Origin of the sequence: Moritella sp. (genome assembly GCF_013215705.1) — a bacterium.
In the GTDB taxonomy this organism is placed as follows: domain Bacteria; phylum Pseudomonadota; class Gammaproteobacteria; order Enterobacterales; family Moritellaceae; genus Moritella.
Map to the genome: position 1 here is coordinate 27,254 of NZ_JABSQR010000012.1, position 24,911 is coordinate 52,164.

General features: G+C 41.5%; 24 protein-coding genes. 7 read left to right on the forward strand and 17 right to left on the reverse strand.

The features are described from left to right. A complete protein-coding gene (gene oppB / locus HRT96_RS09570; protein WP_293155520.1) occupies positions 1–921 on the reverse strand; it encodes an oligopeptide ABC transporter permease OppB in 921 nt (306 codons plus the stop codon). A gap of 84 nt (positions 922–1,005) precedes the next feature. Beyond that, the gene (locus HRT96_RS09575) at positions 1,006–2,670 is read right to left on the reverse strand and encodes an ABC transporter substrate-binding protein (RefSeq protein WP_293155524.1); all 1,665 of its coding nucleotides are present in this window, start codon (positions 2,668–2,670) and stop codon (positions 1,006–1,008) included. A 455-nt stretch (positions 2,671–3,125) separates the two neighbouring features. Here HRT96_RS09575 and HRT96_RS09580 point away from each other — a divergent pair, with 455 nt between their 5' ends. Beyond that, a complete protein-coding gene (locus HRT96_RS09580) occupies positions 3,126–4,187 on the forward strand; it encodes an alpha/beta fold hydrolase (protein ID WP_293155527.1) in 1,062 nt (353 codons plus the stop codon). Positions 4,188–4,254: 67 nt separating this feature from the next. Further along, a complete protein-coding gene (locus tag HRT96_RS09585; RefSeq protein WP_293155530.1) occupies positions 4,255–5,217 on the forward strand; it encodes a lipase secretion chaperone in 963 nt (320 codons plus the stop codon). A 96-nt stretch (positions 5,218–5,313) separates the two neighbouring features. Here HRT96_RS09585 and HRT96_RS09590 read toward each other — a convergent pair whose 3' ends face one another. Together HRT96_RS09590 and pomA are read right to left on the reverse strand one after the other, a co-directional pair. Next, positions 5,314–6,231 (reverse strand): flagellar motor protein MotB, encoded by a 918-nt coding sequence (locus HRT96_RS09590; RefSeq protein ID WP_293155532.1) that lies wholly within the window; start codon positions 6,229–6,231, stop codon positions 5,314–5,316. Between the two features lie 27 nt (positions 6,232–6,258). Next, a complete protein-coding gene (gene pomA / locus HRT96_RS09595; protein ID WP_293155534.1) occupies positions 6,259–7,023 on the reverse strand; it encodes a flagellar motor protein PomA in 765 nt (254 codons plus the stop codon). Between the two features lie 172 nt (positions 7,024–7,195). Between pomA and HRT96_RS09600 the strand changes: the two genes are divergently transcribed. The 4 genes from HRT96_RS09600 to HRT96_RS09615 all read left to right on the forward strand — a co-directional run bounded on the left by HRT96_RS09600 (position 7,196) and on the right by HRT96_RS09615 (position 11,619). Next, a complete protein-coding gene (locus tag HRT96_RS09600) occupies positions 7,196–7,441 on the forward strand; it encodes an exodeoxyribonuclease VII small subunit (RefSeq protein WP_293155537.1) in 246 nt (81 codons plus the stop codon). A 3-nt stretch (positions 7,442–7,444) separates the two neighbouring features. Beyond that, a complete protein-coding gene (gene ispA / locus HRT96_RS09605) occupies positions 7,445–8,335 on the forward strand; it encodes a (2E,6E)-farnesyl diphosphate synthase (protein ID WP_293155540.1) in 891 nt (296 codons plus the stop codon). 33 nt (positions 8,336–8,368) lie between these two features. Next, positions 8,369–10,234 (forward strand): 1-deoxy-D-xylulose-5-phosphate synthase, encoded by a 1,866-nt coding sequence (dxs, locus tag HRT96_RS09610; protein ID WP_293155543.1) that lies wholly within the window; start codon positions 8,369–8,371, stop codon positions 10,232–10,234. A gap of 164 nt (positions 10,235–10,398) precedes the next feature. Beyond that, entirely contained in the window at positions 10,399–11,619 is a 1,221-nt protein-coding gene (locus HRT96_RS09615; RefSeq protein WP_293155546.1) for a methyl-accepting chemotaxis protein, read from the forward strand. A 230-nt stretch (positions 11,620–11,849) separates the two neighbouring features. Here the strand turns inward: HRT96_RS09615 and HRT96_RS09620 are convergent, their stop codons facing one another. The 11 genes from HRT96_RS09620 to glyA all read right to left on the reverse strand — a co-directional run bounded on the left by HRT96_RS09620 (position 11,850) and on the right by glyA (position 21,958). Then, complete coding sequence (locus tag HRT96_RS09620) at positions 11,850–12,353, reverse strand: phosphatidylglycerophosphatase A (RefSeq protein ID WP_293155548.1); 504 nt, start codon at positions 12,351–12,353, stop codon at positions 11,850–11,852. Then, positions 12,350–13,408, reverse strand: a complete 1,059-nt coding sequence (thiL, locus tag HRT96_RS09625; RefSeq protein WP_293155550.1) for a thiamine-phosphate kinase — start codon at positions 13,406–13,408, stop codon at positions 12,350–12,352. Before thiL ends, HRT96_RS09620 begins: the two co-directional genes overlap by 4 nt. 229 nt (positions 13,409–13,637) lie before the next feature. Continuing rightward, complete coding sequence (gene nusB / locus HRT96_RS09630) at positions 13,638–14,060, reverse strand: transcription antitermination factor NusB (protein ID WP_293136909.1); 423 nt, start codon at positions 14,058–14,060, stop codon at positions 13,638–13,640. Next, entirely contained in the window at positions 14,057–14,542 is a 486-nt protein-coding gene (ribE, locus tag HRT96_RS09635; protein WP_293155553.1) for a 6,7-dimethyl-8-ribityllumazine synthase, read from the reverse strand. The genes nusB and ribE overlap by 4 nt, the downstream gene beginning before the upstream one ends. 132 nt (positions 14,543–14,674) lie before the next feature. Next, the gene (gene ribBA / locus HRT96_RS09640; RefSeq protein WP_293155556.1) at positions 14,675–15,784 is read right to left on the reverse strand and encodes a bifunctional 3,4-dihydroxy-2-butanone-4-phosphate synthase/GTP cyclohydrolase II; all 1,110 of its coding nucleotides are present in this window, start codon (positions 15,782–15,784) and stop codon (positions 14,675–14,677) included. A 48-nt stretch (positions 15,785–15,832) separates the two neighbouring features. Further along, positions 15,833–16,498 carry a riboflavin synthase gene (locus HRT96_RS09645; RefSeq protein ID WP_075471982.1) on the reverse strand — a complete coding sequence of 222 codons (666 nt, stop codon included), beginning with the start codon at positions 16,496–16,498 and terminating at the stop codon, positions 15,833–15,835. After that, the gene (gene ribD, locus HRT96_RS09650) at positions 16,498–17,862 is read right to left on the reverse strand and encodes a bifunctional diaminohydroxyphosphoribosylaminopyrimidine deaminase/5-amino-6-(5-phosphoribosylamino)uracil reductase RibD (RefSeq protein ID WP_293155566.1); all 1,365 of its coding nucleotides are present in this window, start codon (positions 17,860–17,862) and stop codon (positions 16,498–16,500) included. Before ribD ends, HRT96_RS09645 begins: the two co-directional genes overlap by 1 nt. Next, the gene (gene nrdR / locus HRT96_RS09655; RefSeq protein ID WP_293155569.1) at positions 17,834–18,283 is read right to left on the reverse strand and encodes a transcriptional regulator NrdR; all 450 of its coding nucleotides are present in this window, start codon (positions 18,281–18,283) and stop codon (positions 17,834–17,836) included. The genes ribD and nrdR overlap by 29 nt, the downstream gene beginning before the upstream one ends. Positions 18,284–18,457: 174 nt before the next feature. Next, positions 18,458–19,930, reverse strand: coding sequence for a DUF4124 domain-containing protein (locus HRT96_RS09660; protein WP_293155572.1), 1,473 nt, complete (start codon positions 19,928–19,930; stop codon positions 18,458–18,460). 192 nt (positions 19,931–20,122) lie between these two features. Continuing rightward, entirely contained in the window at positions 20,123–20,416 is a 294-nt protein-coding gene (locus HRT96_RS09665) for a hypothetical protein (protein ID WP_293155575.1), read from the reverse strand. A gap of 288 nt (positions 20,417–20,704) precedes the next feature. After that, positions 20,705–21,958, reverse strand: a complete 1,254-nt coding sequence (glyA, locus tag HRT96_RS09670; protein ID WP_293155578.1) for a serine hydroxymethyltransferase — start codon at positions 21,956–21,958, stop codon at positions 20,705–20,707. 234 nt (positions 21,959–22,192) lie between these two features. Here glyA and torD point away from each other — a divergent pair, with 234 nt between their 5' ends. Beyond that, the gene (torD, locus tag HRT96_RS09675) at positions 22,193–22,846 is read left to right on the forward strand and encodes a molecular chaperone TorD (RefSeq protein ID WP_293155581.1); all 654 of its coding nucleotides are present in this window, start codon (positions 22,193–22,195) and stop codon (positions 22,844–22,846) included. A gap of 73 nt (positions 22,847–22,919) precedes the next feature. On the opposite strand, the gene galU is transcribed toward torD, so the two are convergent. Then, on the reverse strand, positions 22,920–23,807 hold the full coding sequence (gene galU, locus HRT96_RS09680) for a UTP--glucose-1-phosphate uridylyltransferase GalU (RefSeq protein ID WP_293155584.1): 888 nt from the start codon (positions 23,805–23,807) through the stop codon (positions 22,920–22,922). Between the two features lie 40 nt (positions 23,808–23,847). Beyond that, positions 23,848–24,855 carry an NAD-dependent epimerase gene (locus HRT96_RS09685; RefSeq protein WP_293155587.1) on the reverse strand — a complete coding sequence of 336 codons (1,008 nt, stop codon included), beginning with the start codon at positions 24,853–24,855 and terminating at the stop codon, positions 23,848–23,850. Between the last annotated feature and the right edge of the window lie 56 nt (positions 24,856–24,911).

Below are 24,911 nucleotides of genomic sequence, written 5' to 3' on the forward strand. Positions count from 1 at the left end.
TTAGTAGCGAATTTTTGGATCGATATAAGCAAGTAAAATATCAACGATTGCATTAAATAAGATGAATAAGAAACCAATCAAAATGGTCACGCCCATCACTAAGGAATAATCACGGTTAAACGCCGCGTTAACAAACAACTTACCAATACCTGGTAAACCAAAAATGGTTTCAATCACCACCGAGCCGGTGATAATGCCCACAAATGCCGGGCCCATATATGACACAACCGGTAACATGGCTGGTTTTAATGCATGTCTCATCACGATATGCGGGTAACTTAGCCCCTTAGAACGCGCAGTACGAATAAAATTACTGTTCATGGTTTCAATCATGCTACCGCGGGTAATACGCGCGAAAGTAGCAACATATAACATCGACATACCCAATACAGGTAACACCATATATTTCAGCGAGCCATCTAACCAACCACCAGCAGGGAACCAGCCAAGATCAATAGAGAAAAGATAAATAAGGCCAGGCGCGAGTACAAAGGAAGGCAGTACCACCCCGATCATCGCGGTTGACATAATACTGTAGTCTAACCACGTATTTTGCCGCAATGCGGCCATCGTACCAACGAAAACACCGAATATCAGTGCGAATATAAAAGCGAACGCGCCGATTTTTGCTGATACCGGTAATGCCGAAGCAACCAGTTCATTAACGGTAAAATCTTTGTATTTAAAAGAAGGACCCAAGTCACCTTGAATCACATTGGTAAGGTAAGTCAGGTATTGCTCAAGCACAGGTTTATCAAGACCGTACTTAGCGTTAATATTTGCCATGACTTGTGGCGGCAGCGTTCTTTCACTTGAAAATGGACTCCCAGGGGCGAAACGCATCAGGAAAAAAGAAATGGTGATCAATACCAACATAGTCGGTATTGCTTCCAAAATACGTTTTAAAATGAATTTAAGCATAATCTCACTCAATCTATGATAATTTCAATGTAACAAAATACTGCATGCAACTGTCTGCATGCAGTACGATCTTACAAGAGGTATTTATTCTGCGATGATGTACATATCTTTAGAATAAAGTTTGTCTTCAGCGTTGTTCTTCGCGTAGCCACCAACATGTGGGTTAACTAGACGGGCTTTAACATACTGATAGATTGGAGCGATTGGCATATCTTTTGCGAGAAGGGCTTCTTGTGCGTAGTAAAGTGCCTGACGTTGCTCTTCAGACGTAGCGCGAAGGGCATCTGCTGTGAGTTTGTCGTATTCAGCACTCTTATAGTGGATGCCACCAGTGGTATTTTTTCCTTCCATCAGCGATGTAAAGGTCGACGCTTCATTATAATCACCACACCAACCTGCACGAGCGGCTTCAAAGTCACCTTGTTTTTTCGATTCTAGGTAAGTTTTCCATTCTTGGTTTTCAAGCGTTACTTCAACACCTAAGTTCTTCTTCCACATTGAAGATATTGCCACAGCAATCTTCTTGTGATTATCATCGGTATTATAAAGCAGGCTGAACTTCAATGGGTTTTCGGCATTATAACCCGCGTCTTCCAGCAATGCTTTAGCTTTGGTATTACGCTCATCTTGAGTCATTTTACCGTAGGCAGGCAGTTCAGGACTAAAGTTAGCCACAATTTCAGGCGTCAAGAAATAAGCTGGTTTTTGACCTTGACCAATAATAGCGTTGACGATGATATCACGGTCAATGCTGTATGAAATCGCTTTACGTACGCGAACATCATTAAATGGCGGCTTATGGGTATTAAAATTATAATAATAAGTACAAAGATTACCTTTAATTGCCAGAGATTCAGGATGCTCTTTTTTTAGATTAGGGAAATGCTCATTGGGAAGTTCATCTGTTATATCAATTTCACCAGAAAGGAAACGATTCATTTCTGCTATTTGGCTTTCAATCGGTAGGAAAGTTACTTTTGTTAGCTTGGTATTGGCATTATCCCAATACTGTTCATTGCGAACCAGTTCAATACGCTCATTCACCACCCAGTTGCTTACTACAAATGCACCATTACCAACAAAATTACCTGGTTTAGTCCATTTCTCACCGAATTTTTCAATCGTAGCTCTGTGTACAGGCTTCATCGTGGTATGGCCCATCATCATCACAAAATATGGGATTTGGCTTTCAAGATTAATTTCTAAGGTATGTGTATCTAACGCTTTCACGCCCAGAGTCGATTTGTCTTTCTTGCCCGCAATAATATCTGCCGCATTTTTCATGGTTGTCATTTCAAGATACCATGAATAAGGCGATGCCGTATTTGGATCAACAGCGCGCTGGAAGCTATATACAAAATCATCCGCCGTTACCGGATCACCATTGGACCATTTTGCATCTTGACGCAGATGGAAGGTAAATGTTTTGTTATCTTTGGTTTCCCAACTTTCAGCAACACCGGGAATGGTATTGCCATCACGATCTTGGTTCACCAAACCTTCTAATAGATCACGAATAACATGTGATTCAGGTACACCCTCAGATTTATGCGGGTCCAAAGAGGATACTTCGGCACCATTGCCACGCACTAGCTCTTGAACTTTCGCTAATTTAATTTCAGTGCTAGCAGATGCATCCGGTGATTTTTTCACCACGGTTTTTTCTTCGGGCTTATCGCTACAAGCAGCTAAGGTAAGAGATAGACTAGTGGCAACCAATAAGGTGCGGGTGATTTTATTTTTTAACATGTACAACTCCAGTACGACAATTACATCCATAACCTTTAAATTTGTTTTATATTTCAATTTTTGTTGCATTAAAATATCAAACATCTCTAAAGGAGTAGTCTTCACAGTAACAATTAATTCATTTAATTGCTATATATTCTAAACTATCATCAATCGACAACCGTTAAAACCTAGAATACGTCAATACATAAGATTTAGTATCTAAATGTGACGCTAATGGACTTAATCTCCCCCCATTGGAACATATGCTCAATTATATGACGGTATTAATACTTATGGCTGAGTACTAACCTGCTGAATCAATGGCTAAAACAGACGTTAATGTGAGAGGATTCACGCTTTCGGTTTGTTTCAGAAACGAAAGTCAACAACTATTGACAACCTCCAAAATGAACTTATATGCTCAACAAACCAATCGAGACAACCTGTCCTATTGGTTTACAAAGGATAAAAAAATGAAATGGAACTTCAAAAAATTAGCGCTTGCAACCGCTATCTCAAGCACGATGTTAATGACCACACAAGCGAATGCGGGTTGGTTTGATAAACCTGAGCCTACCTTTGCAAAAACCCAATATCCGATTGTGATGGTGGGTGGCGCGTTTGCATTTGATAGTGCCATGGGCATTGATTATTGGTACGGCATTACCGATGCGCTACGCGAACAAGGTGCCGAGGTATATGTGACAAACCTGTCGAGTGCCGAGCTTAACGAAGTACGTGGTGAAGAGTTGGTTTATGATATCGAGCAAATATTAGCATTAACTGGCGCTGACAAAGTCAATCTTATCGCCCACAGTCAAGGTGCCCTCGCCTCACGTTTTGCCGCCAATGACGAGCGCCTTACCGATCGTATTGCATCAGTATCAACCTCTCATGCAATGAATAAAGGCACGCACTTTTCTGAAGGGTTCAGAGATACGGTTGAAGAAGGCAGTACCATCGAAAAACTCGGCGTACCAGTCATTAATTTTGTATTTAACACCCTCGAATTATTGTCTGCTAAAGAAGATGCAGCTGACGGTGATTATGATAGTTCTGCACGTGGTCAGCAGGATTTATTACGCCTTGCCCAAGCGACAAATCGTGAGAAAGTAGCGCAATACGCTGCCGATTATACCGACATGGCGGTGATGCCGACTCAGGACTGTATGACCATTAATAACGGTGAACAGGGCGAAGTAGACCCGGCATTCTATGGCCAGACGGAATCAAATGGCATTAAATTTTTCTCTTGGGGTGGTAACCAATACAGCACTAATGTCCTAGATCCGCTTGATTCAATGTTAGTACCCATATTTGGGCTGTTTGTACCTGATTACAAAGAAGAAGGTGGTTTTAAATGGGATGGTTTAGTACCCGTTTGTGGTCAAGCGATTGGTAAAGTCATCAAACTTGATTATAACGCTAATCATTTTGATGCGATCAATCAGTTAATGGGATTAGGCAGTTGGAAATTAAACATTCCAGCCATTTACACCAAACATGCCAATATGCTTGCACAGCAAGGTTTGTAACGGCTATTTATTTTCACAGGCCAAAGCTTAAATGAGCGCTGTTTTGGTCTTTTATCAGGGTGTAATAATGCATAACATCAAAAAATCGGCGGCTATTATCAGCCTCTTTATTATCAGTGCCAGCGGGATCTACTTGTCTGATAATAAAGAGGCTGATAACAAATTGTCTGGCGACAATTCATCGAGCGGTAAATCAACACACCATATAACCGACCATATTATCGATACAGAGCAGCAAGCAAGCTTCACATCGTCAATTATATTACGCAAAAAAACCAATACTACAGTCACAGATATAGTGCCTTTGGCTAACATTAACATGCCAAAATCACTGCATAATACTGACCCAAGTAGCTTGATCCACACTGATGATGATAACCAGCTGCTCTTAAATCATGATATCAAAGTATTATTTGATTATTTTTTTAGTTCTGATGGTGACTTAAGCCCTGAAGAACTGCTTATCAGCATGCAGCAATATATTCAGCAGGCTTACCCACAACCCGCGGCGCAGCAAGCGTTAGTGTTATTAGCTAAGTACGTAGATTATAAGCAACAGATGAGAGATTTTCATGCGCAGAACGCGACACTGCAAGATTTACCCGAGCTGGATACCCTGAACTATAATGACAGTAATACAGATAGGAGTGATACCTTACAAACCGTTGAAACATTAATGCAAGATCGTCAGGACATGCGAGAAAAAATATTCTCGATAACAGAAACGAATGCCATGTTTGGTCCGGAAATTAATTATGATCGATATATGCTAACAATAGCAAAACTCGATGCCGACTTATCACCGACAGAACGTCAACAACAAATAGCACAAACAGCCGAGCAGTACCTCACCGAAGCGCAGCGAAAAGCGCGTAAGAAAACGTTTATATTGCGAAATTCGCCGCCTAATTTTAGCATTGACGGTAATGGTGAATGCCAAGGAAATAACCAATATTTCAGCACCCAGCAAATTAGCGCATTATGCGATTTAGCCCGGAAAAGGCTGGCGCGCAATGAAGCAAATAGCTGAGTCAGATGATTGAACTGGTAAAAGGCTCACCACATGACGTTATATACCCAAACTAGTTAAGATGCTCTATCAGAGACTAGCTTGGGTATACGTGAACTAGTTATCAGCCATTACACTTATCGGCGCTGATAATTTAGCTTTACCCTGCATGATGCTGATTTCAACACGGCGGTTACGGCGTAATTCATTTTCGTCATCGGTTAACGGTTGGGTATCTGCCATGCCTTGTACAATTAAGCGATTCTCAGTGAATTCTTCAACCTTTAACATCTCATGGGCAACCGAAACGGCACGCTGACTCGACAGGTCCCATTTCGACCGATAGAGTTCAGAGTATAATTGCTCTTTACCCGTATGTCCGGCAATGGTAATAATGCCCGGGATCGTCGCTAATAGCTGTGCTATTTTTTGGATCACAGGACGAAAACGCGGTTGTAAAAATGCTGATCCCGAAGGGAAGGAGCCCTTTTCATTAATACGAATAATGATTTGCTGGCCCAAATTTTCCACCTCGACACCACCACTGTCGATTTCTTCTTTGAGCGCCTCAGCCAGTACTTTGACTAATTCACTGGTATCTTCCGTCACTTCTACATTTTGTGTTGGGGTATTATCACGGGTAGAGGTTTCTGGTGATTTACCGCCATTACTGTCCTCGGCGAGTTTATTCTTCCCCCCCGCATTTTGATCTTCACCATCTTTAAAATCTAACTCAGCTTCGCTACTATCAATGGTGTGCTGCATAATCGTTTCAATCGGCGTTGGGTCCGGGCGACCAGGACGAAATTCCTGGGCTATGACGGTGGTGCCTTTCGGTATATTTTTTACCTCAATCTGATTTTGTACACCAAAAGCATACTGCATCGAACCCGCAATTTGCTTAAACTTAACCACATCCATTTCTGAAAATGACAACAGTAATACAAAAAAGCACATTAACAGGCTCATTAAATCGGCAAATGTTCCCATCCACGCGGGGAGCCCCGGGGGTGGGCAATCACATTCATCTGACATAGGTTATCTCTCTACTTATTCAGCTAACTAAACGTCAGTATCTGCTATCGCACGTTTGGATGAATTAAGGTAATTCTTTAATAAGCTTTCGATGACTCTTGGATTTCGACCTTCTTGTATACCTAAAATTGCATCCATAATCAGGGTATTGTTCAGCATCTCTTCTTCAGAACGCAATTTCAATTTACCCGCAATTGGGATCGCAATCATATTGGCAAACACAGCGCCGTATAACGTCGTTAACAAGGCAACCGCCATTGCCGGACCAATCGATTTCGGGTCATCCATGTTTGATAACATCGCCACCAGACCAATCAAGGTACCAATCATCCCCATCGCAGGGGCTACTTCACCAATCATACTAAAGATATGAATACCGGCTTTATGACGTGCAGTAGTGAGCTTAATATCTTTTTGCAAAGTTTGGCTAACGACAGTAGCATCATGACCATCCACTAATAAATCGATGCCTTTTTGCATAAATGCGTTACTTACGTCTGCTTCTTCAAGCGCTAAAAAACCACCTTTACGCGCTGCATCCGCCATTTCTACAGCTTGTTCGATTAAATCTTCCGGTCTGTCGATTTTGAACATAAATGCTTTAACTGCAATTTTAGACGCTGCTAAAAACTGACCAAAATTAAAATGCATCAATACCACAAACAGTGAGCCAACAAATACAATCAATACCGATTGCGTATCCATAAACATGCTGAGCTCGCCACCCATGAGCATCGCCATAAAAATAAACGCAAACGAGCCAACCAATCCTATTAAAGTTGCTAAATCCACAACATTCCCCATCTCAAGTTATTATCTAGCTATCATATTCCCAGATATATCGGCACGCAAACAAAATTCTTAAGCAATCTTACCTTGCTTATTACCGTCATCTCACAGTTAAGCTGTATATACCTTATTAACTTGGGTATAATAACCGAGTATATTATCAGAGGGACACCCGATGGCGGTAAAAAAACCAGAAAACATGACATTCGAGGCATCTATTACAGAGCTAGAAGCAATAGTGAACAGTTTAGAGCAAGGTGATTGTGAACTTGATAATGCGTTAAAGCAATTTGAACGCGGCATTAGCTTAACACGCGCTAGCTCACAAAAGCTTCAGCATGCTGAACAGCAAGTAGCCATATTACTCGCCAACGGTGACCAGCAAATACTTGCCCCCTTCAATTCTGACAGTAGTAATTAAATAGTGCAGCTTTCTAACTCGATGGCCCTTTATCAGGGTCGTATCAACGACTATTTGCAACAGCAAATAAACTTACTACCAACACATGACACCCAACTTGCAGCAGCAATGGAGTATGGGCTGCTACAAGGTGGTAAACGCGTTCGCCCTGTAATTGTCTATGCTATCGGGGCAATGTTGGGGGTTGATCTAGCTGATCTGGATGGTCCAGCTGCCGCAATCGAATCTATTCATGCGTATTCATTAATTCATGATGATTTACCCGCAATGGACGATGATGATTTACGCCGTGGTCAACCGACGTGTCATATTAAATTCGATCATGCTACCGCGATCTTAGCCGGTGATGCGCTGCAACCTTTTGCATTTGAAATATTACTCGATTGCACGCTTGCCCCAGAAGCAGAAAAAAATCGTTTAGCCATGTTAAAATCACTCACCCAAGCCAGTGGCTATAGTGGTATGTGTGGGGGTCAAGCAATGGATTTAGCCGCGACCGATAAACAGATCTCGCTGACCCAACTTGAAGCTATCCATAATAATAAAACCGGTGCATTAATCAATTGTGCAGCTAGACTGGGTTGCCTCGCATCCCCCCTTTGTTCGGTTGAATTATTAGCCTCTCTGGATAAATGGTCAAATGCCATTGGTTTAGCATTCCAAGTACAAGATGACATTCTCGATATAATCAGTGATACTGAAACGCTCGGTAAACCTCAAGGTTCAGATGTTGAATTAAATAAATCAACATACCCGGCATTACTCGGTTTAGCTGGGGCGCAAGAAAAAGCCCAAGCCCTGTATCAACAAGCGATATTCGCCTTAGAAACAATTCCGCATGATACGACCGTTCTCGCTTTATTTACGCAGTACATCATCGAGCGAAATAAATAACTGATTCTAACAAAGTATAAAATTATAAAAATTATGAGCTTAGATATTTCGAATTACCCTACATTGGCATTAGCAGACATCCCAGAAGAGTTGCGTCAATTACCAGCAGATCGTCTCGATGACTTATGTGATGAACTGCGTAGTTATTTACTACACACGGTAGGTAAAAGTGGCGGTCACTTTGCTTCTGGTTTAGGCGTTGTAGAACTAACAGTTGCCCTGCATTATGTCTACAATACCCCATACGACAAATTGTTATGGGATGTGGGTCATCAAGCCTACCCACACAAAATTTTAACCGGTCGTCGTGATCGTATGTCTACGATCCGCCAGAAAGGCGGTTTACACCCGTTCCCTTGGCGAGATGAAAGTGAATATGACCACCTCAATGTCGGTCACTCATCAACCTCAATCAGCGCGGCACTTGGTCTTGCTGTTGCAGCCGACCAAGAAGATAAAAACCGTAAAACGGTCGCTATTATTGGTGATGGTGCGATCACGGGTGGCATGGCATTTGAAGCGTTAAACCATGCTGGCCATATCGACAAAGACGTACTGGTTATTTTAAATGATAACGATATGTCTATTTCTGAAAATGTCGGCGCGGTAAATAAACACTTAGCAAAATTATTGTCGGGTGTTGCTTACTCAAGTTTCCGTGAAAACGGTAAAAAAGTACTCTCCGGTATTCCGCCAATTAAGGAACTTGCGCGTCGCGCCGAAGAACATTTAAAAGGCATGGTCGTACCGAGCACATTATTTGAAGAGTTTGGTTTTAACTATATCGGTCCAATTGACGGCCATGATGTCAATGGCTTGGTTGAAACACTGCGTAATATGCGCAACCTTAAAGGCCCACAGTTCTTACATGTGATCACCAAAAAAGGCAAAGGTTATGCGCCTGCCGAGCAAGATCAGCTTGGCTATCACGCAGTACCTAAATTTAACCCAGCAGAAGATACATTGCCGGTAGCGGCCCCATCAAAACCAACCTTTTCCAAGATATTTGGTAATTGGTTATGTGATGTAGCGGCAACCGATAAGAAACTTGCTGCAGTCACACCAGCAATGGGCGCGGGCTCGGGTATGATCAAGTTTTCTGAAACTTATCCAAAACAATATTTTGATGTGGCCATTGCTGAACAGCACTGTGTAACGTTCGCCGCAGGTCTTGCCATTGGTGGTCATAAACCTGTGGTTGCTATCTACTCGACGTTTTTACAACGCGGTTATGATCAGCTGATCCACGATGTGGCCATTCAGGACATTCCGGTATTATTTGCCATTGACCGTGCAGGTCTCGTGGGTGCAGATGGTCAAACTCACCAGGGTGCGTTTGATATTAGCTTTATGCGCTGTATTCCTAAAATGGTGATAATGACACCAAGTGACGAAAATGAATGTCGTCAAATGCTGCATACAGGTTACCAGTACAATGGCCCTGCCGCAGTACGTTATCCACGTGGTAGTGGCACTGGTATTGACGTTGAGCAAGCATTTACAGAATTTGAAATCGGTAAAGGTATCGTTCGTCGTCAAGGTGAGAAAGTAGCAATCTTATGTTTCGGTACCTTAATGCATAATGCGATGCCAGCCGCTGAACGTTTAAATGCAACGGTTGTTGATATGCGCTTTGCCAAACCATTAGATGAAGCATTGTTAACTAAGATGGCGAATAGCCATGATATCTTAGTCACTATCGAAGATGGTGCGATCATGGGCGGTGCCGGTTCTGGTGTGAACGAATACTTGATGGCAAATAAGTTAATGACACCAACATTAAACTTAGGTCTGCCAGATAAGTTTATTCACCAAGGTACCCAAGATGAGATCTATGCTGAATTAGGTTTAGATGATGTCGGTATTGAAGCGAGTATAAGAACTTTCATTACATTATAACACCCACATCATATCTCACCCTAAGTCTTGTATAAAGGGTGGGCTATGCATGTAAATAAACTCGTGTAGTCCACACTTCCTAAAATAGAGTAATTACTTTATTTGTTTTTCAGCTGATAATATAATCCATATAAATACCAATTTAGAGTTATGGAGTTATAAAGATGCGCATACGTACGAAAATTAAATATAGAATAATGCTTGGCACTATTATTGCCATCGCCCTCACCGCCATAATTACCATGTCACTCAGTTATCAGATGACAACTGATATTATAGGTCATAATACAGCTCAAATAGACCAACTCAATGACATGCTAACCAAGATACTCTTAATCACAATCGCAGTGGCTATTTGCCTCCTTATTATTGCTTGGTACTTTGTTGGTGTATTCTTAAGTCCAATTCAACAAGTCACTGATTCATTACTACAATTTACCCAAGGTAACGGTAATCTGTCACTACGTTTAGAAGAGAATGATTACGATGAAGCAGGCGAATTAGCCATAGCATTCAACAAGTTCATTCATAAAATACAAAGTCTTATTAATGACGTAGCAAAGTCGAGTAGTGAATTACATATCGATATTGACACCGTTAAAACCTTAAGCCAAAACAGTGCTAAAAATGTAGAAGAACAACGCACACGCACACTACAAGTTGTTACCGCTATCGAACAAATAACGGTAACAATTACAGAGATAGCAAGCAATGCTAATGATGTTTCAACATCGACCGCGGCGGGCTATCAAGAAACTCAGCAAGGCCAACAAGTCGTTCACAACAGCATCAATACGATGCAGCAACTTGCTGTCGAAATTGAAGATGCCAGTAGTGTGATTAATAGCTTAGCGCAAAGTAGCAAGGAAATAGGATCAATCCTTGAAGTAATTAAGGGTATTTCTGAGCAGACCAATTTGCTGGCCTTAAATGCAGCAATCGAAGCTGCACGCGCCGGAGAACAGGGGCGCGGATTTGCAGTTGTCGCAGATGAAGTACGCACGCTGGCACAACGTACGAATGAATCGACGAATGAAATTCAAAAAATGATCACTCAACTGCAGAATAATTCAGCAGAAGCTGTAAATGCCATCGACCGTGGCAGTAAACGCAGTGATGACAGTATTAAATCCATTTCTGATACGGGTGAACATCTTAACCTTATCACTGAAAATATGACGACTATTTCTGATTTAAGTACGTTAGTAGCGACGGCGACTGAAGAACAATCCGTTGTCATCGGTGAGATAAACCAAAATGTCATCGATATTAATGATATTAGTGATAAAACAGCCCAAGATAGTCAAACTACTGCAGCTGCTTGTGAGCGATTACAACAATCATCACTCCATTTGGAACGACTTATCTCTCAATTTGAGAGTTAGTACATGATTATCAAATAAGTTATTAATTCAAAAATAGTCGCTGATTACCAACGACTACAGAAATAGCCCGAAAATACAACAGGCTTACAGTTCTAACTTTTGAAAAACAACGGAAGTAATACCCTGAATATTCAGGGTATTACTTCATCATATCCACTTAATCATTTAAATGAATCGTTATAACACTCAACACTGGCGCAATTACAGCTAAAAAATCTGCAAAAAATACTTTACAGAATTAAGCACGCTAACAACTGAACACCTAACAAAGCAAAGATACCAGCCAGTACATCATCAATCATGATACCAAAACCACCGTGGGTATTTTTATCTAACCAACCAATCGGGCCCGGTTTTACAATATCAAAAAATCGAAACAGTGCAAAACCAAGGATAACCCACATCCAACCTTGCGGCGCCGCAATCATAGTAATGCCATAACCGGCTATTTCATCCCAAACAATGGCACCGTGATCATGCACGCCCATGGCTTTACTGGCACTTGCGCAAATATATACCCCAATAACAGATGCTAACGCAACAATAGCAATGTATTGCCATAAGCCTAACTCGAATACACTGGTCATGAGTAGATATAGCGGGATAGCCGCAAGCGTGCCCATCGTGCCAGGCGCTTTCGGTAACAAACCACTACCAAAGCCAACGGCCGCTAGATGCACTGGATTAGCGTAGTTTAATTTTTGTAGTTCTGGCGATAAAAAATCTTTTTTCATTGGAAGTGGTCCCATCCTTGTAAAGCGAGCGTCGTTAATTGCTTATCATTAAAATAATTAATTTGTTGTTCTATTTTTTCTACTTCTATTTGTTCCGATTGTCCAGCACTGACTATCTCACCAATATGCGTATAAGGTAAATAATGCGCAGCCATTACTTCTTCCAGTTGTGTTTTATGTTCTGGCGATACGGTAAATAGTAATTCATAATCATCACCACCAGCAAGTGCATACTGTGGCCATAGCGCTTTACTTACATACGTTTGCAATGCGGTTGATAGCGGTAATGCAGAGAGTTCAATATTTGCCGATAGCGCAACACCACACACACGACTTGATGCGTTAAGTATATGTTTTAAATCTGACGCCAATCCATCAGAGAGGTCGATGCAGCTGTTCGCAATACCAACCAAGGCTTGGCCGGTGCTGACTCTTGCCGTTGGACGTTGATGACGAGCAATTAAATAATCTTTGTCGTTCTTCGTTAATAATGCTTCATCGCTATTCTCTGGATGAAGGTCTGTACGGTTATTGGCATCAATTAATAGTTTTAATCCTGCATTAGCGTCACCAATACTGCCACTGCAGTAAATCAAATCACCGGTTTTGGCACCGTGCCTTGGCAGCGCTTTACCGTGCTCAACAAAGCCTTGTAAGGTTAGCGTCAAGGTCATGTTACCTTTAGTGGTATCTCCGCCGATAAGGCTGACACCATAACGATGTAATTGCCGATGTAAGCTATCACTGAATGCGCTTAGCCATGCACTATCAAAACTCGGTAAGGTTAATGCTAATGAGGCCCAAGCGGGTTGACCGCCCATAGCGGCTATATCACTGATGTTCACGGCTACCAGCTTATGGGCGATATCCGCAGGGTTGGCATCGCTAAGAAAGTGAATACCACTGACCATAGTATCTGTGGTCACCACTAATTGCTTACCAGCAGGCACTGACAGAATGGCACAGTCATCACCGATCCCCGTTATGACATCGTCACGAGGAACCGATCTATCCGTAAAATATTGTCCAATTAAATCAAACTCGCCTGTCGCCATAGTACTGCTGTTTCCATTATTATATCCAAACTAGTCTCTGATATAGCATCTTGAAGTAACTTGGGTATAGGTTGCCATTAATGTGGCTATTGTACTTTTAATTAAGGTCTAATTGTATGTTTAATTAAGACCTTATTGTATTGTTAATTAATGCCTAGAGAGTGAATTTTAGGCATAAAAAAAGCCAGCAACCTGTGCTAGCTTTTTTGTATTGAAGAAAATAATTAAATTATTTTTTCAAACGTAATTGCAATTTACTTACAATTTTATCTAATACGCCGTTAACGAATTTGTGGCTATCTTCAGCACCAAAGTCTTTCGCTAATTCGATAGATTCATTGATCACAACTTTATAAGGTACATCTTGACGCTTTAGCAGCTCAAATGTAGAAAGACGTAAAATCGCTTTCTCAACCAAGTCTAAATCATTCAAAGGACGAGATAGGAATGGGCTCATTAACTCATCAAGTTCAGCAGAATGTAAGCTTACGCCTAATATCAACTCACGGAAATAAGTTGCATCTGTGCCACTAAAATCTTGATCTGTTACAAATTGGTGTTCAATATTTGCGACAGTTTCTTGTGTCATTTGCCATTGATAAATTGCTTGTGTGGCAAACTGACGTGCCTTACTACGTTCCGAAGGTTTCATTTTTTCTCCAATAATACATCAACTTGATGCAAAACATTGACCATTTCAAGTGCACTTAGAGCAGCCTCCGACCCTTTATTACCAGCCTTGGTACCAGCACGCTCAATTGCTTGCTCAATGGTGTCAGTAGTTAACACACCAAATGCGACAGGAATATCATAGTCCATTGCAACTTGAGCAAGACCTTTATTACATTCGCCAGCTACGAATTCAAAATGTGGTGTACCACCACGAATTACCGTACCTAAAGCAATAATTGCATCAAACTGTTTTGTCGCAGCTACACGCTTAGTGATAAGCGGTAATTCTACAGCACCAGGAACTCGCACAATAGTGATGTTGTCTTCGCTAACTTGGCCAAAACGTTTTAATGAATCGATAGCACCCGCTAACAAACTTTCATTGATGAAGCTGTTAAAACGAGAGATTACAATTGCAATTTTTGCTTCTGGAGCAGGAATATTTCCTTCGATAACTTTCATGTGTACAAATCCTATATCACGGCGCGTAATTTTACGGCCAATTTTAATTATTATGAATCGGCTGACGAAAGGGCTCGGATTGTACCAAGCTTTCGCCAGCAAGCAAACTTATTCTACGACTATCGCTAAAACTTATTTAGAGATATATTCGACAACTTCTAGACCAAAGCCAGATAGTGAATGGTAACGTTTGTCTGAGCTTAATAGCTTCATCTTAGACACGCCCATATCAGCTAAAATTTGTGAACCCACACCAACACGGCGTGACGTACCCTGCCATTTTGCTTTTGGCTGTGTTTCGCCTTTATCTTCTTTGGCAAATTGTTTCACTTTTTCAATGATATCAAGGGAGTTTTCTTCATTGCCTAAGATAACCATTACGCCACCATCTTCACCGATACGCGCCATTGCATCAGCCAATGTCCATGAGATCTTGCTCGCTCGGTCGGTATGCAAAATATCGGTCATGGTATTTTGTACATGCACACGTACCAATGTTGGCTGCTCAGCAACAACCTCACCTTTGCGTAAGGCATAGTGAACTTGGTTATCAATGGTATCGCGGTAAGTCACCAAATCAAAATCACCGTATTCTGTCGGTAATTTACATTCAGCGACACGCTCAATGGTAGTTTCATTGCCATTACGGTATTCAATTAAATCAGCCACGGTGCCTAATTTGAGACCGTGTTTTTCAGCAAAGATTTCCAGATCTGGACGACGCGCCATTTCACCGTCATCTTTTAAGATCTCAACAATCACACCAGCTGGTTCACAACCCGCTAGACGAGCAAGATCGCAACCCGCTTCAGTATGACCAGCGCGTGTTAGTACACCACCGTCTTGCGCTGCCAGTGGGAAAATATGCCCCGGCATCACAATATCAGCAGGTTTTGCATCACCTGCAACGGCAGATAAAATTGTCACCGCACGGTCGGTTGCAGAAATACCGGTGGTAACGCCTTCAGCCGCTTCAATCGAAACGGTGAAGTTAGTTGAGAATTGCGCCGTATTGTCTTGAACCATCAAAGGCAGTTGCAGTTTCGCTACACGGTCTTTGGTTAAGGTCAGACAAATCAACCCACGACCGTGCGTCGCCATAAAGTTAATCGCTTCTGGCGTTACTTTGTCAGCCGCCATGATCAGATCGCCTTCATTCTCGCGATCTTCATCATCCATCAAGATAACCATTTTACCTAGGCGGATGTCTTCAATAATATCTTCAATACGACTTAGTGCCATGCTCATAGCCCTTTTATAACAATTAAAAACTGATCGTGAATAGATGTTTTACTTTAAAAATCCATTACTCGCAAGAAAATCCATAGTGATACCTTGTTCAGGGCGGCTTGATTCAGCCGCTTTATCACCTAGCATGATCCGTTCTAAATAACGGGCAATCACATCTACTTCTAAGTTAACTTTACGACCGACTACATAACTTTCTATCGTTGTTTCTAATGCAGTATGCGGTACGATCGTCAATTTGAATTTAGCGCCGTCAATTTCATTAATAGTTAAGCTGATACCATCAATAGTAATTGAGCCTTTTTCGGCAATATAACGGGCTAGTTCATTCGGTGCTTGTAACCAATACTCAGTCGCACGACCAAGTTTACTGATCTTAACAATCTCGGCTACGCCATCGACATGGCCACTGACTAAGTGACCACCTAAACGCGTGCTTAAGGTTAACGCTTTTTCTAAGTTAACCTTATCACCAATACGGTAATGCGCAAAACCAGAGCGTTTGATCGTTTCTAATGACACATCCGCGCGGTAACCATTGCCGAGTAATTCAACAACAGTCAGGCATACGCCATTGGTCGCGATACTGTCGCCAAGTTTAACATCACTTAAATCAAGATCACCACTATCAACAGTGATGCTCACATCAGCCCCTTTAGGGGTTAAACCTGTGAGCGTACCCACGGTTTCTATAATTCCTGTAAACATTAGTATTCCGGTTTTACTGTAATGCGAAGATCGTCACCAATCTGCGTGATATCGGTAAAGCTAAATGTAGGCACTTGCGCCATGTCAGTTAGCTCGCTTAATACTGCTAGTCCTCTGGCACTATCACCCATCAGCTTAGGGGCCAGATAAATAATTATTTCATCCACCAGCTTATTTTCAAGTAACGCACCAGCGAGTGTTGCACCCGCTTCAACCCACAGATCATTAATATTCAGCTGGGCTAGCGTCGTCATTAACTGGTTTAGATCTATGTTATGGTGACTATCTTGCTCAATTTCAATTCGTGATACCGATTCATTCACCAATAACTGTTCTGTAGAAGCATGCTTAGTCGCGCCATTAACTCTATCTTTAACGCCATTAACTAATAGTATCTTACCAGGCTGTGAAAATAGCTTCAATTCACCACCAGCTTTAGCAAGATACGTATCTAGTCGACGATGATTATCTAATACTACGCGAATTGGCTGACGAAGTTGTGACTGGAGAGACTGAGTTAATGCACACGCAGCTTGAATTAATGGCTTCTCTACATGGTCTAACGGCTTATCTGCATGGTCTAACGGATAGTCTGCTTGGCTTGCACCTAATTCGCTATAACGGACATTGAGTGACGCATCGTCGATAATAACCGTACTGGCGGTGGATAAAATTGCACTGGCTTGAGCACGGTATACTTGTACATCAGACCGTGCAGCAGGACCGGTGATCCATTTGCTCTCACCGTTTTTCAATGCTGTACGCCCGTCTAAGCTTGCCGCCATTTTTAGACGTACAAAAGGACGTTGTTCGCGCATTCGTAAGATAAATCCAGGATTCAAGGCATGGGATTGCGCTGATAACAGCCCCACTCGAACCTTAATACCCGCGGCAATTAATATGGCAATGCCCTTACCCGCCACTTGCGGATTCGGATCGACCATGGCAATAACGACTTCATTGACGTTCGCATTAACCAAGGCTGCTGCGCAAGGCGGTGTACGCCCATAGTGGCTACATGGTTCGAGTGTCACATAACAACTAGCACCTTGGGCATCATCACCTGCGGCATTTAAAGCATGAATTTCTGCATGCGCTTCACCTGCGCGTAAATGAAAACCTTCTCCGATGACGTTATCAGCTTTAACGAGCACACAACCAACATTTGGATTCGGTGCCGTGGTAAAACGGCCTTTTTGTGCAAGTGCGATCGCACGTTGCATATGTAAATGGTCAGTATCATTGAACTGACTAATTGAAACTATCTCTTCCAATAGCAGGTCTAACTCAGCACGTGATTTGTTTGGCATAATCAATGAGGGCTCAGATAACAGATTATTTGTCGAGTTTGGCGATTTCTTCATTAAATTCTTTTACATCTTCAAAAGAACGATAAACAGAAGCGAACCGAACATAAGCCACTTTATCGAGCTTTTTCAATACGTTCATCACCAATTCACCCACAAAACTTGATTCGATTTCACGCTCACCAGTGGCTCTTAAACTCGATTTGATCTGATTAATACCAAGTTCAATCTGCTCTGCGGCAACCGGACGTTTTTCTAACGCACGATAAATACCACTAACGAGTTTATCTTCGTTAAAAGGTTCACGTGTATCATCCGTTTTAATGATGCGAGGCATCACTAACTCTGCAGTTTCAAAGGTAGTATAACGTTCATGACATTTCGAACACTCACGGCGACGACGCACCTGATGGCCTTCAGCCACAAGACGAGAGTCGATAACTTTAGTTTCAGTCGCTGAACAAAATGGACAGAACATAAACAATCCTATTGAATAATATTATTCTGAGTCTATCGTTAAACAGCTGGCGGGTACAGAAAAGTGCAGGTAATTTAGTGGAATTAATAAATAAGTTAACAAATTGTTGAATAATCAGTCGGTTTTTAATCTCTACTTTAATGAGATAAAAACCAACCTAAATTTACTTCACGCTTACTCAGCGTTACGGTTCACTTCATTGACAAACTGACTTGAGGCTACAATATCTTGCCGAGCAAGTTGGTTGGTTCCCGCACCCGACAGCGGTAAACGCGCCTTGTGATTATAGCTTAATCTACTTAGCATTAACGCCGAATTAACTTGCTTTACTGATGGCGTTGTTACTTTGTTTGATTCACTACGGCTGCTAATTGCATTTTCAATCGCTTTAATCTGATCAGCCCCCTGTGTTAACTCTTTATTTTTCACTGTCGTGGTACGATGACGCTTAGCATTAATATCAGTATTAGATTTAACTAATTCAGCTACTGGAGTGATACCAGTCCCACTCTTATCCATGGCTAAATGCGTTCGGAAGAGCTTTTTATTTATTTCGACCAAGAATTTATTCTGAACTTGCTCAGGTGTCACGTTCAACTTGTCAGCAGAAGGTTGTCTCTCAACCAACGATTTATTTTGACGCGCAAGGAGCACGGGTTCAGCAATAACATGTGTTTCATTGTTACGATTTAATTTCTTTTTAATACCCGCTAGGAAAGCGTTGTGGGGTTTTGATTGTGCCTTACGCGACACCTTCGCTATCGATCGCGATGCAACGACTGGTTTTAGCCCTTCAGATTTTAGCTCTCTAAGTTTTAATACGTCAGTTTGCTCAATCAATGGCGTTTTAACGGCAACCATAGATGCAGTCACTGTGATAGCTTCAACAGGTTCAACAATATAAGTAGGGGCTGATTGCAGTTTCTTTGCAGGTTGGATTGCTTCCACACTACGCCCCAAAGAATGCTTACGCTTTAACTTGTTTTGGATAGCCGCTAAAAATGTATTTGTCACTTTACGCGGTTGCTTTATTTCCACATTTGCAATGCTGTTTAACGCTTGGGATGATGTTAACGCTAACTGCGTAGGCAAGATAGGTTGAGCTACATCATTGCTTTTAGTATCGATATTGCCGTAAACACGCCTGTGGATCCCAGCCATAAAGCTATTTTTAGCGAATATTTGTTTTACTTTGTTATTTTCTTCAACAATATTAGCAGCTGCGACAAGCGCTTGCTGTACTTTAAACGCTTCGTATTTAGCTACACGTAATGCTTGCTGCTGCGCTTGCTGACGGGCGAGTTGTTGTTCAATTAACACCAGCTGAGGATTTCGACGCGTGAGTACCTTGTCAATTTGACGCTCAACGTTGGCATTGGCAATTATATCATCAAGACCATCCAGTAAATTATTTACTTTTTTGGCTGGAGATAAATTGTTGACGACGTCATTCATATCAGCGTATTTACGACTAGCTCGACTTTGCGCCGCATTTTTTTCCACTATTTGACGTGGGAACTGGCTATAATGCATCGCACCATCGGCATCTCGCCAACTATATACTTTAGCAACTGTTGAAAAGCTCACCGAGCCGCATATTAACGCTAATAATAAACGCTTATAATTACCTTTTGAATTCAGCATCATCCCTTATACCTCACCCTATCCATTGCTTAAACTTGAGCATTCATTCCCAAGTATTTATTTATTGTCCTAACCGCAAAACAGAACAAAATGTTACACACATGTTAACACCAACAGGGGTTATTTAAAACTATCACATTATATTAACCCTGCGGACTTCACAGTTATTTATCCGAATTCGAGATTACAAAAATGTTAAGAACAGTTAAATATAAGTGTACTATATACACGATTAGCATCAGAATAACGATTAGTTAGTTCTGCATTTTTACCATATTTACCACAATGTTCCTTTGCCATATCAACTACTTCTATCGTTTCAAACTGACCAAGCTGATATTCATAAGAAGCACCATTTTCAGTTTTAGTTAATACGTCAACTGAGCTACAACCACTTACCACAACAGTAAATACTGCAATGCACATCCTTTTACCTAGTTGCTGGGGTATAGCTTTTAATACATTTATCAGTAGCAATTTATTCATCATATTTCCCATCCTTGGTCTATGAAACTAGATTAATAGCTGTTCATGAAACTAACGGCTGATCATATGATCCTGAGGCAATAAAAAAGCATGAAAATAGCATGATTTTGGGTATGAGGTGGTATTATGCATGGTAAATGCCTTGATTTTTAGGCATAAAAAAACCGTAAATGACCAACTTAAAACTTTACTTCAAGCTAAGTAGCATTTACGGTTCATACTGTAATCAAAGTTCATAGACCTTGAGGTCTACACATTTAATTACCTGTATATAGCCTGTTTATAAACCGGCTATTTATAAACAGGATAGTCGGCACATAGCGCTTGTACGTTAGCACGTACCGTTGCCGCTACATCTTCATTACCGATGTTATCTAATACGTCACACATCCAACCTGCAAGCTCACCCGCTTTATCAGCTGGGATACCACGGCGAGCCAGTGCTGGTGTACCGATACGTAGACCTGATGTAACAAATGGTGAACGCGGATCGTTAGGTACAGAGTTTTTGTTTACTGTGATATGTGCATTACCCAGTGCCGCATCGGCGTCTTTACCTGAGTATTCTTTGCCAATCAGATCAACTAAGAACAGGTGGTTTTCAGTACCGTTAGACACGATTTTGAAACCACGTTCTTGTAATACTGCAACCATGCTTTTCGCACAATCAAGTACATTTTGTTGGTAAACCGCAAATTCTGGTTCCATCGCTTCTTTAAATGCAACCGCTTTAGCAGCGATAACGTGCATTAAAGGACCGCCTTGACCACCAGGGAAGATTGCTGAGTTTAATTTTTTCTCAATCACTTCGTCTGCTTGCGCAAGGATAAGACCACCACGTGGACCACCTAATGTTTTATGCGTCGTTGTTGTAACAACGTGTGCATGTTTCATTGGGTTTGGATATAGACCAACAGCAACTAGGCCTGCAACGTGTGCCATATCAACGAATAGGTAAGCACCTACTTTATCAGCAATTTCGCGGAATTTAGCCCAATCAACAACACCAGAGTATGCAGAAAAACCAGCAACAATCATTTTTGGTTGATGTTCAATTGCTAACGCTTCAACTTCAGCGTAATCAAGTTCACCCGTTTCAGGGTTGATGCCGTACTGAACAGAATTGTAGATTTTACCCGAGAAGCTTACGCTTGCACCGTGTGTTAAATGACCACCATGAGCAAGGCTCATGCCTAGTACAGTATCACCTGGTTTAACTAATGCCATATAAACAGCAGCATTGGCTTGTGAACCAGAGTGTGGTTGTACATTCGCATAATCAGCACCAAACAATTGCTTAGCACGTTCGATTGCTAAAGACTCAGCAATATCAACATACTCACAACCGCCATAGTAGCGTTTGCCCGGATAGCCTTCAGCATACTTATTAGTAAGCTGAGAGCCTTGAGCTTCCATTACGCGTGGGCTTGTATAGTTCTCTGAAGCAATAAGCTCGATATGATCTTCCTGACGAGTTACTTCTTGTGTCATTGCTGCCCATAATTCTGCATCATAGTCAGCTATATTCATATCACGTGTAAACATCCGTTTTCTCCTGATTGAGATAATACAAGTTGGTTTGAAACTAAATTTCGGCCATATTGTAACGCGAGTGTTAGTAACTTCCTATAAGAAAGACTTGAGAAAATTTCAATTTTGCGTGAAAAGACTGCATTTTAAATTAACTTTGATCAAAACTGACTCCTAGGTTCAATTTATTCGCTATAATGCGCCACAATTATAGCATTTACACTAGCCCCTCACCCTTTGGAGAACACAATGGATGAACTAACTCAATTATGCCAGACCCGCTCAGAGATCTACTGGTGGCTTTCAACAACATTAGCAACAGAGTTATCTGATGAACAACTAGGTAAATACCAGTCCGCTGAGATCCAAGCTTTCTTACAAGGGTTAGCCGCAACACCAGCCTTAACAGCGCCAGTTGAGAAGTTGATCAGTTCATTAGCCGCTGCAAATTTACGTAACGATGCGCGTTTAGAATTATGTGCCGATTATGCCCAAGTATTCTTAGGTAACAGTAAATCATCAGCGCCACCGTATGAGTCAGTATTCACCAGCGAAAATGGTCACTTGATGCAAGAAGCATATCAGCAGATGACCGCGTTGTTAGATGAGCACAACATCAATATCAATGACAAATACAGCGAGCCAGCTGATCACATAGCTATCCAGTTAGATTTCATGGGTAACTTGATCTTAAAAACATTAGATTCTGAATCAGAAGAGGCGATCCGCGCTCACTTTGCACTACAGCACGACTTCTTACAAACGCACTTACTTAACTGGTTAGGTGATTTTGAAATGAAAGTAAAAGCCTGTGATAAATTTGGCTTTTATGCGGCGGTAGTAGCACTGCTATTAGCATTCGCGCAATTAGATTCGGATTGGTTAGAAACTGAGTTGGATTAATATCTATATTAGATACAACAAAGGGCAGTAAACTGCCCTTTGTTTCATAACATTATAACGTCAAACTCAAGTGTTATTTCAAGCCACTAATAAATTTTTGTAAATCAGCGCCTACTTCAGGGTGACGCAAGCCATACTCAATGAATGCTTTCATGTAACCCAATTTCGAACCACAGTCATGTAACTTGCCGCTAATATGGAAAGCTTCAACTGTTTCTAACTTCATTAGATCATCAATAGCATCCGTTAACTGAATTTCATCACCCGCACCTGGTGCTGTACGTGCGAGTAAGTCCCAAATTGCTGCAGGTAAAACATAACGTCCGGCAACCGCAAGATTTGATGGTGCTTTATCTTGTGTTGGTTTTTCAATAACGGCCGTCATAGGTGTAGATTCGCCCGCGCTAAGTTCAACGCCACCACAATCAGCCACACCATAACCAGACACTAAATTCATTGGCACAGGTTCAACCATGATCTGGCTAAAACCAGTTTCATCAAAACGGCGCATCATGCTGGCTAAGTTTTCAGTTTTCAGATCGGCACTGACTTCATCCATCAGAACATCAGGTAATACCACCGCAAACGGTTCATCACCAATAATTGGTTTTGCGCACAATACTGCATGGCCCAAACCTTTGGCGACACCTTGACGGATATGCATGATAGTTACACCTTTTGGTGCAATCGCCTGTACTTCCGCTAATAACTGGCGCTTAACGCGTTTTTCTAGTGTTGATTCTAATTCAAATGAGGTATCAAAATGGTTCTCAATGGCATTTTTAGAGGCATGCGTAACCAGTACGATCTCGGTAATACCTGCTGCTGCACATTCATTAACGATATATTGAATAAGCGGCTTATCAGCCACTGGTAACATCTCTTTCGGGATCGCTTTAGTTGCAGGTAACATACGTGTACCGAGACCAGCTACTGGAATTACCGCTTTAGTTATCTTCAAGATTTTATCCTTTTATTCTTTCCGTTTTACGATTTACGATTTATACGCTATAAAAGTCACGGTACCAATCAACAAAGGCTTTAACGCCTTCTTTAACCTTCACTTTTGAAGTGTAACCAGTGACTGCAAATAAATCTTGGGTATCAGCATAGGTTGCGTAGACATCACCCGGCTGCATTGGCATAAAGTTTTTCTTGGCTTTAATGCCTAACGAGTCTTCTAATGCTTCAATGTAGTCCATTAATTTAACCGGACTACCGTGACCGATATTATACACGCGATAAGGCGCGCTACTAGTTGCAGGACTACCCGTTTCAACTTTCCAATCCGCATCTGGTGTTGGTATTACATCTTGAATTTGCAATACCCCAGCCACGATATCATCGATATAAGTAAAGTCGCGTAACATGTCCCCGTTGTTATAAACATCAATGGTGTCACCCGCAATGATAGCCTTGGTAAACTTAAATAATGCCATGTCCGGACGACCCCAAGGGCCATACACAGTAAAGAAGCGTAGACCGGTGGTCGGTACACCATATAAATGTGAATAAGTATGCGCCATCAATTCATTGGATTTTTTTGATGCTGCATATAACGAAATCGGGTGGTCAACACTGTCACTGGTACTAAATGGGGTTTTGTTATTTAAACCATAAACCGAGCTAGATGAGGCATACACTAAGTGCTTAACCTGATTATTACGGCAACCTTCTAACACGGTTAAGAAGCCAGTTAAGTTGCTATCAGCATACGCCATTGGATTATCAATGGAATAACGCACACCCGCTTGAGCAGCAAGATGAATCACGCGATCAAATTGATGTTCTGCAAATAACGTCGCGACACCGTCACGATCGGCGAGATCGAGTTCAACAAACGTAAATAGCGCGGATTTTGTTGTATTCGCTAAACGTGCATGTTTTAAATTCACATCGTAATAATCATTTAAATTATCAACACCGATAATCTGATGACCTTGTTGGCATAATAACTCTGCACAGCGCGAGCCAATGAAGCCTGCTGCGCCAGTAATTAAATATTTCATGTATCTTTCACTTATATTTATAAATTATACTTTCACTTTATTAATATAGTATGAAC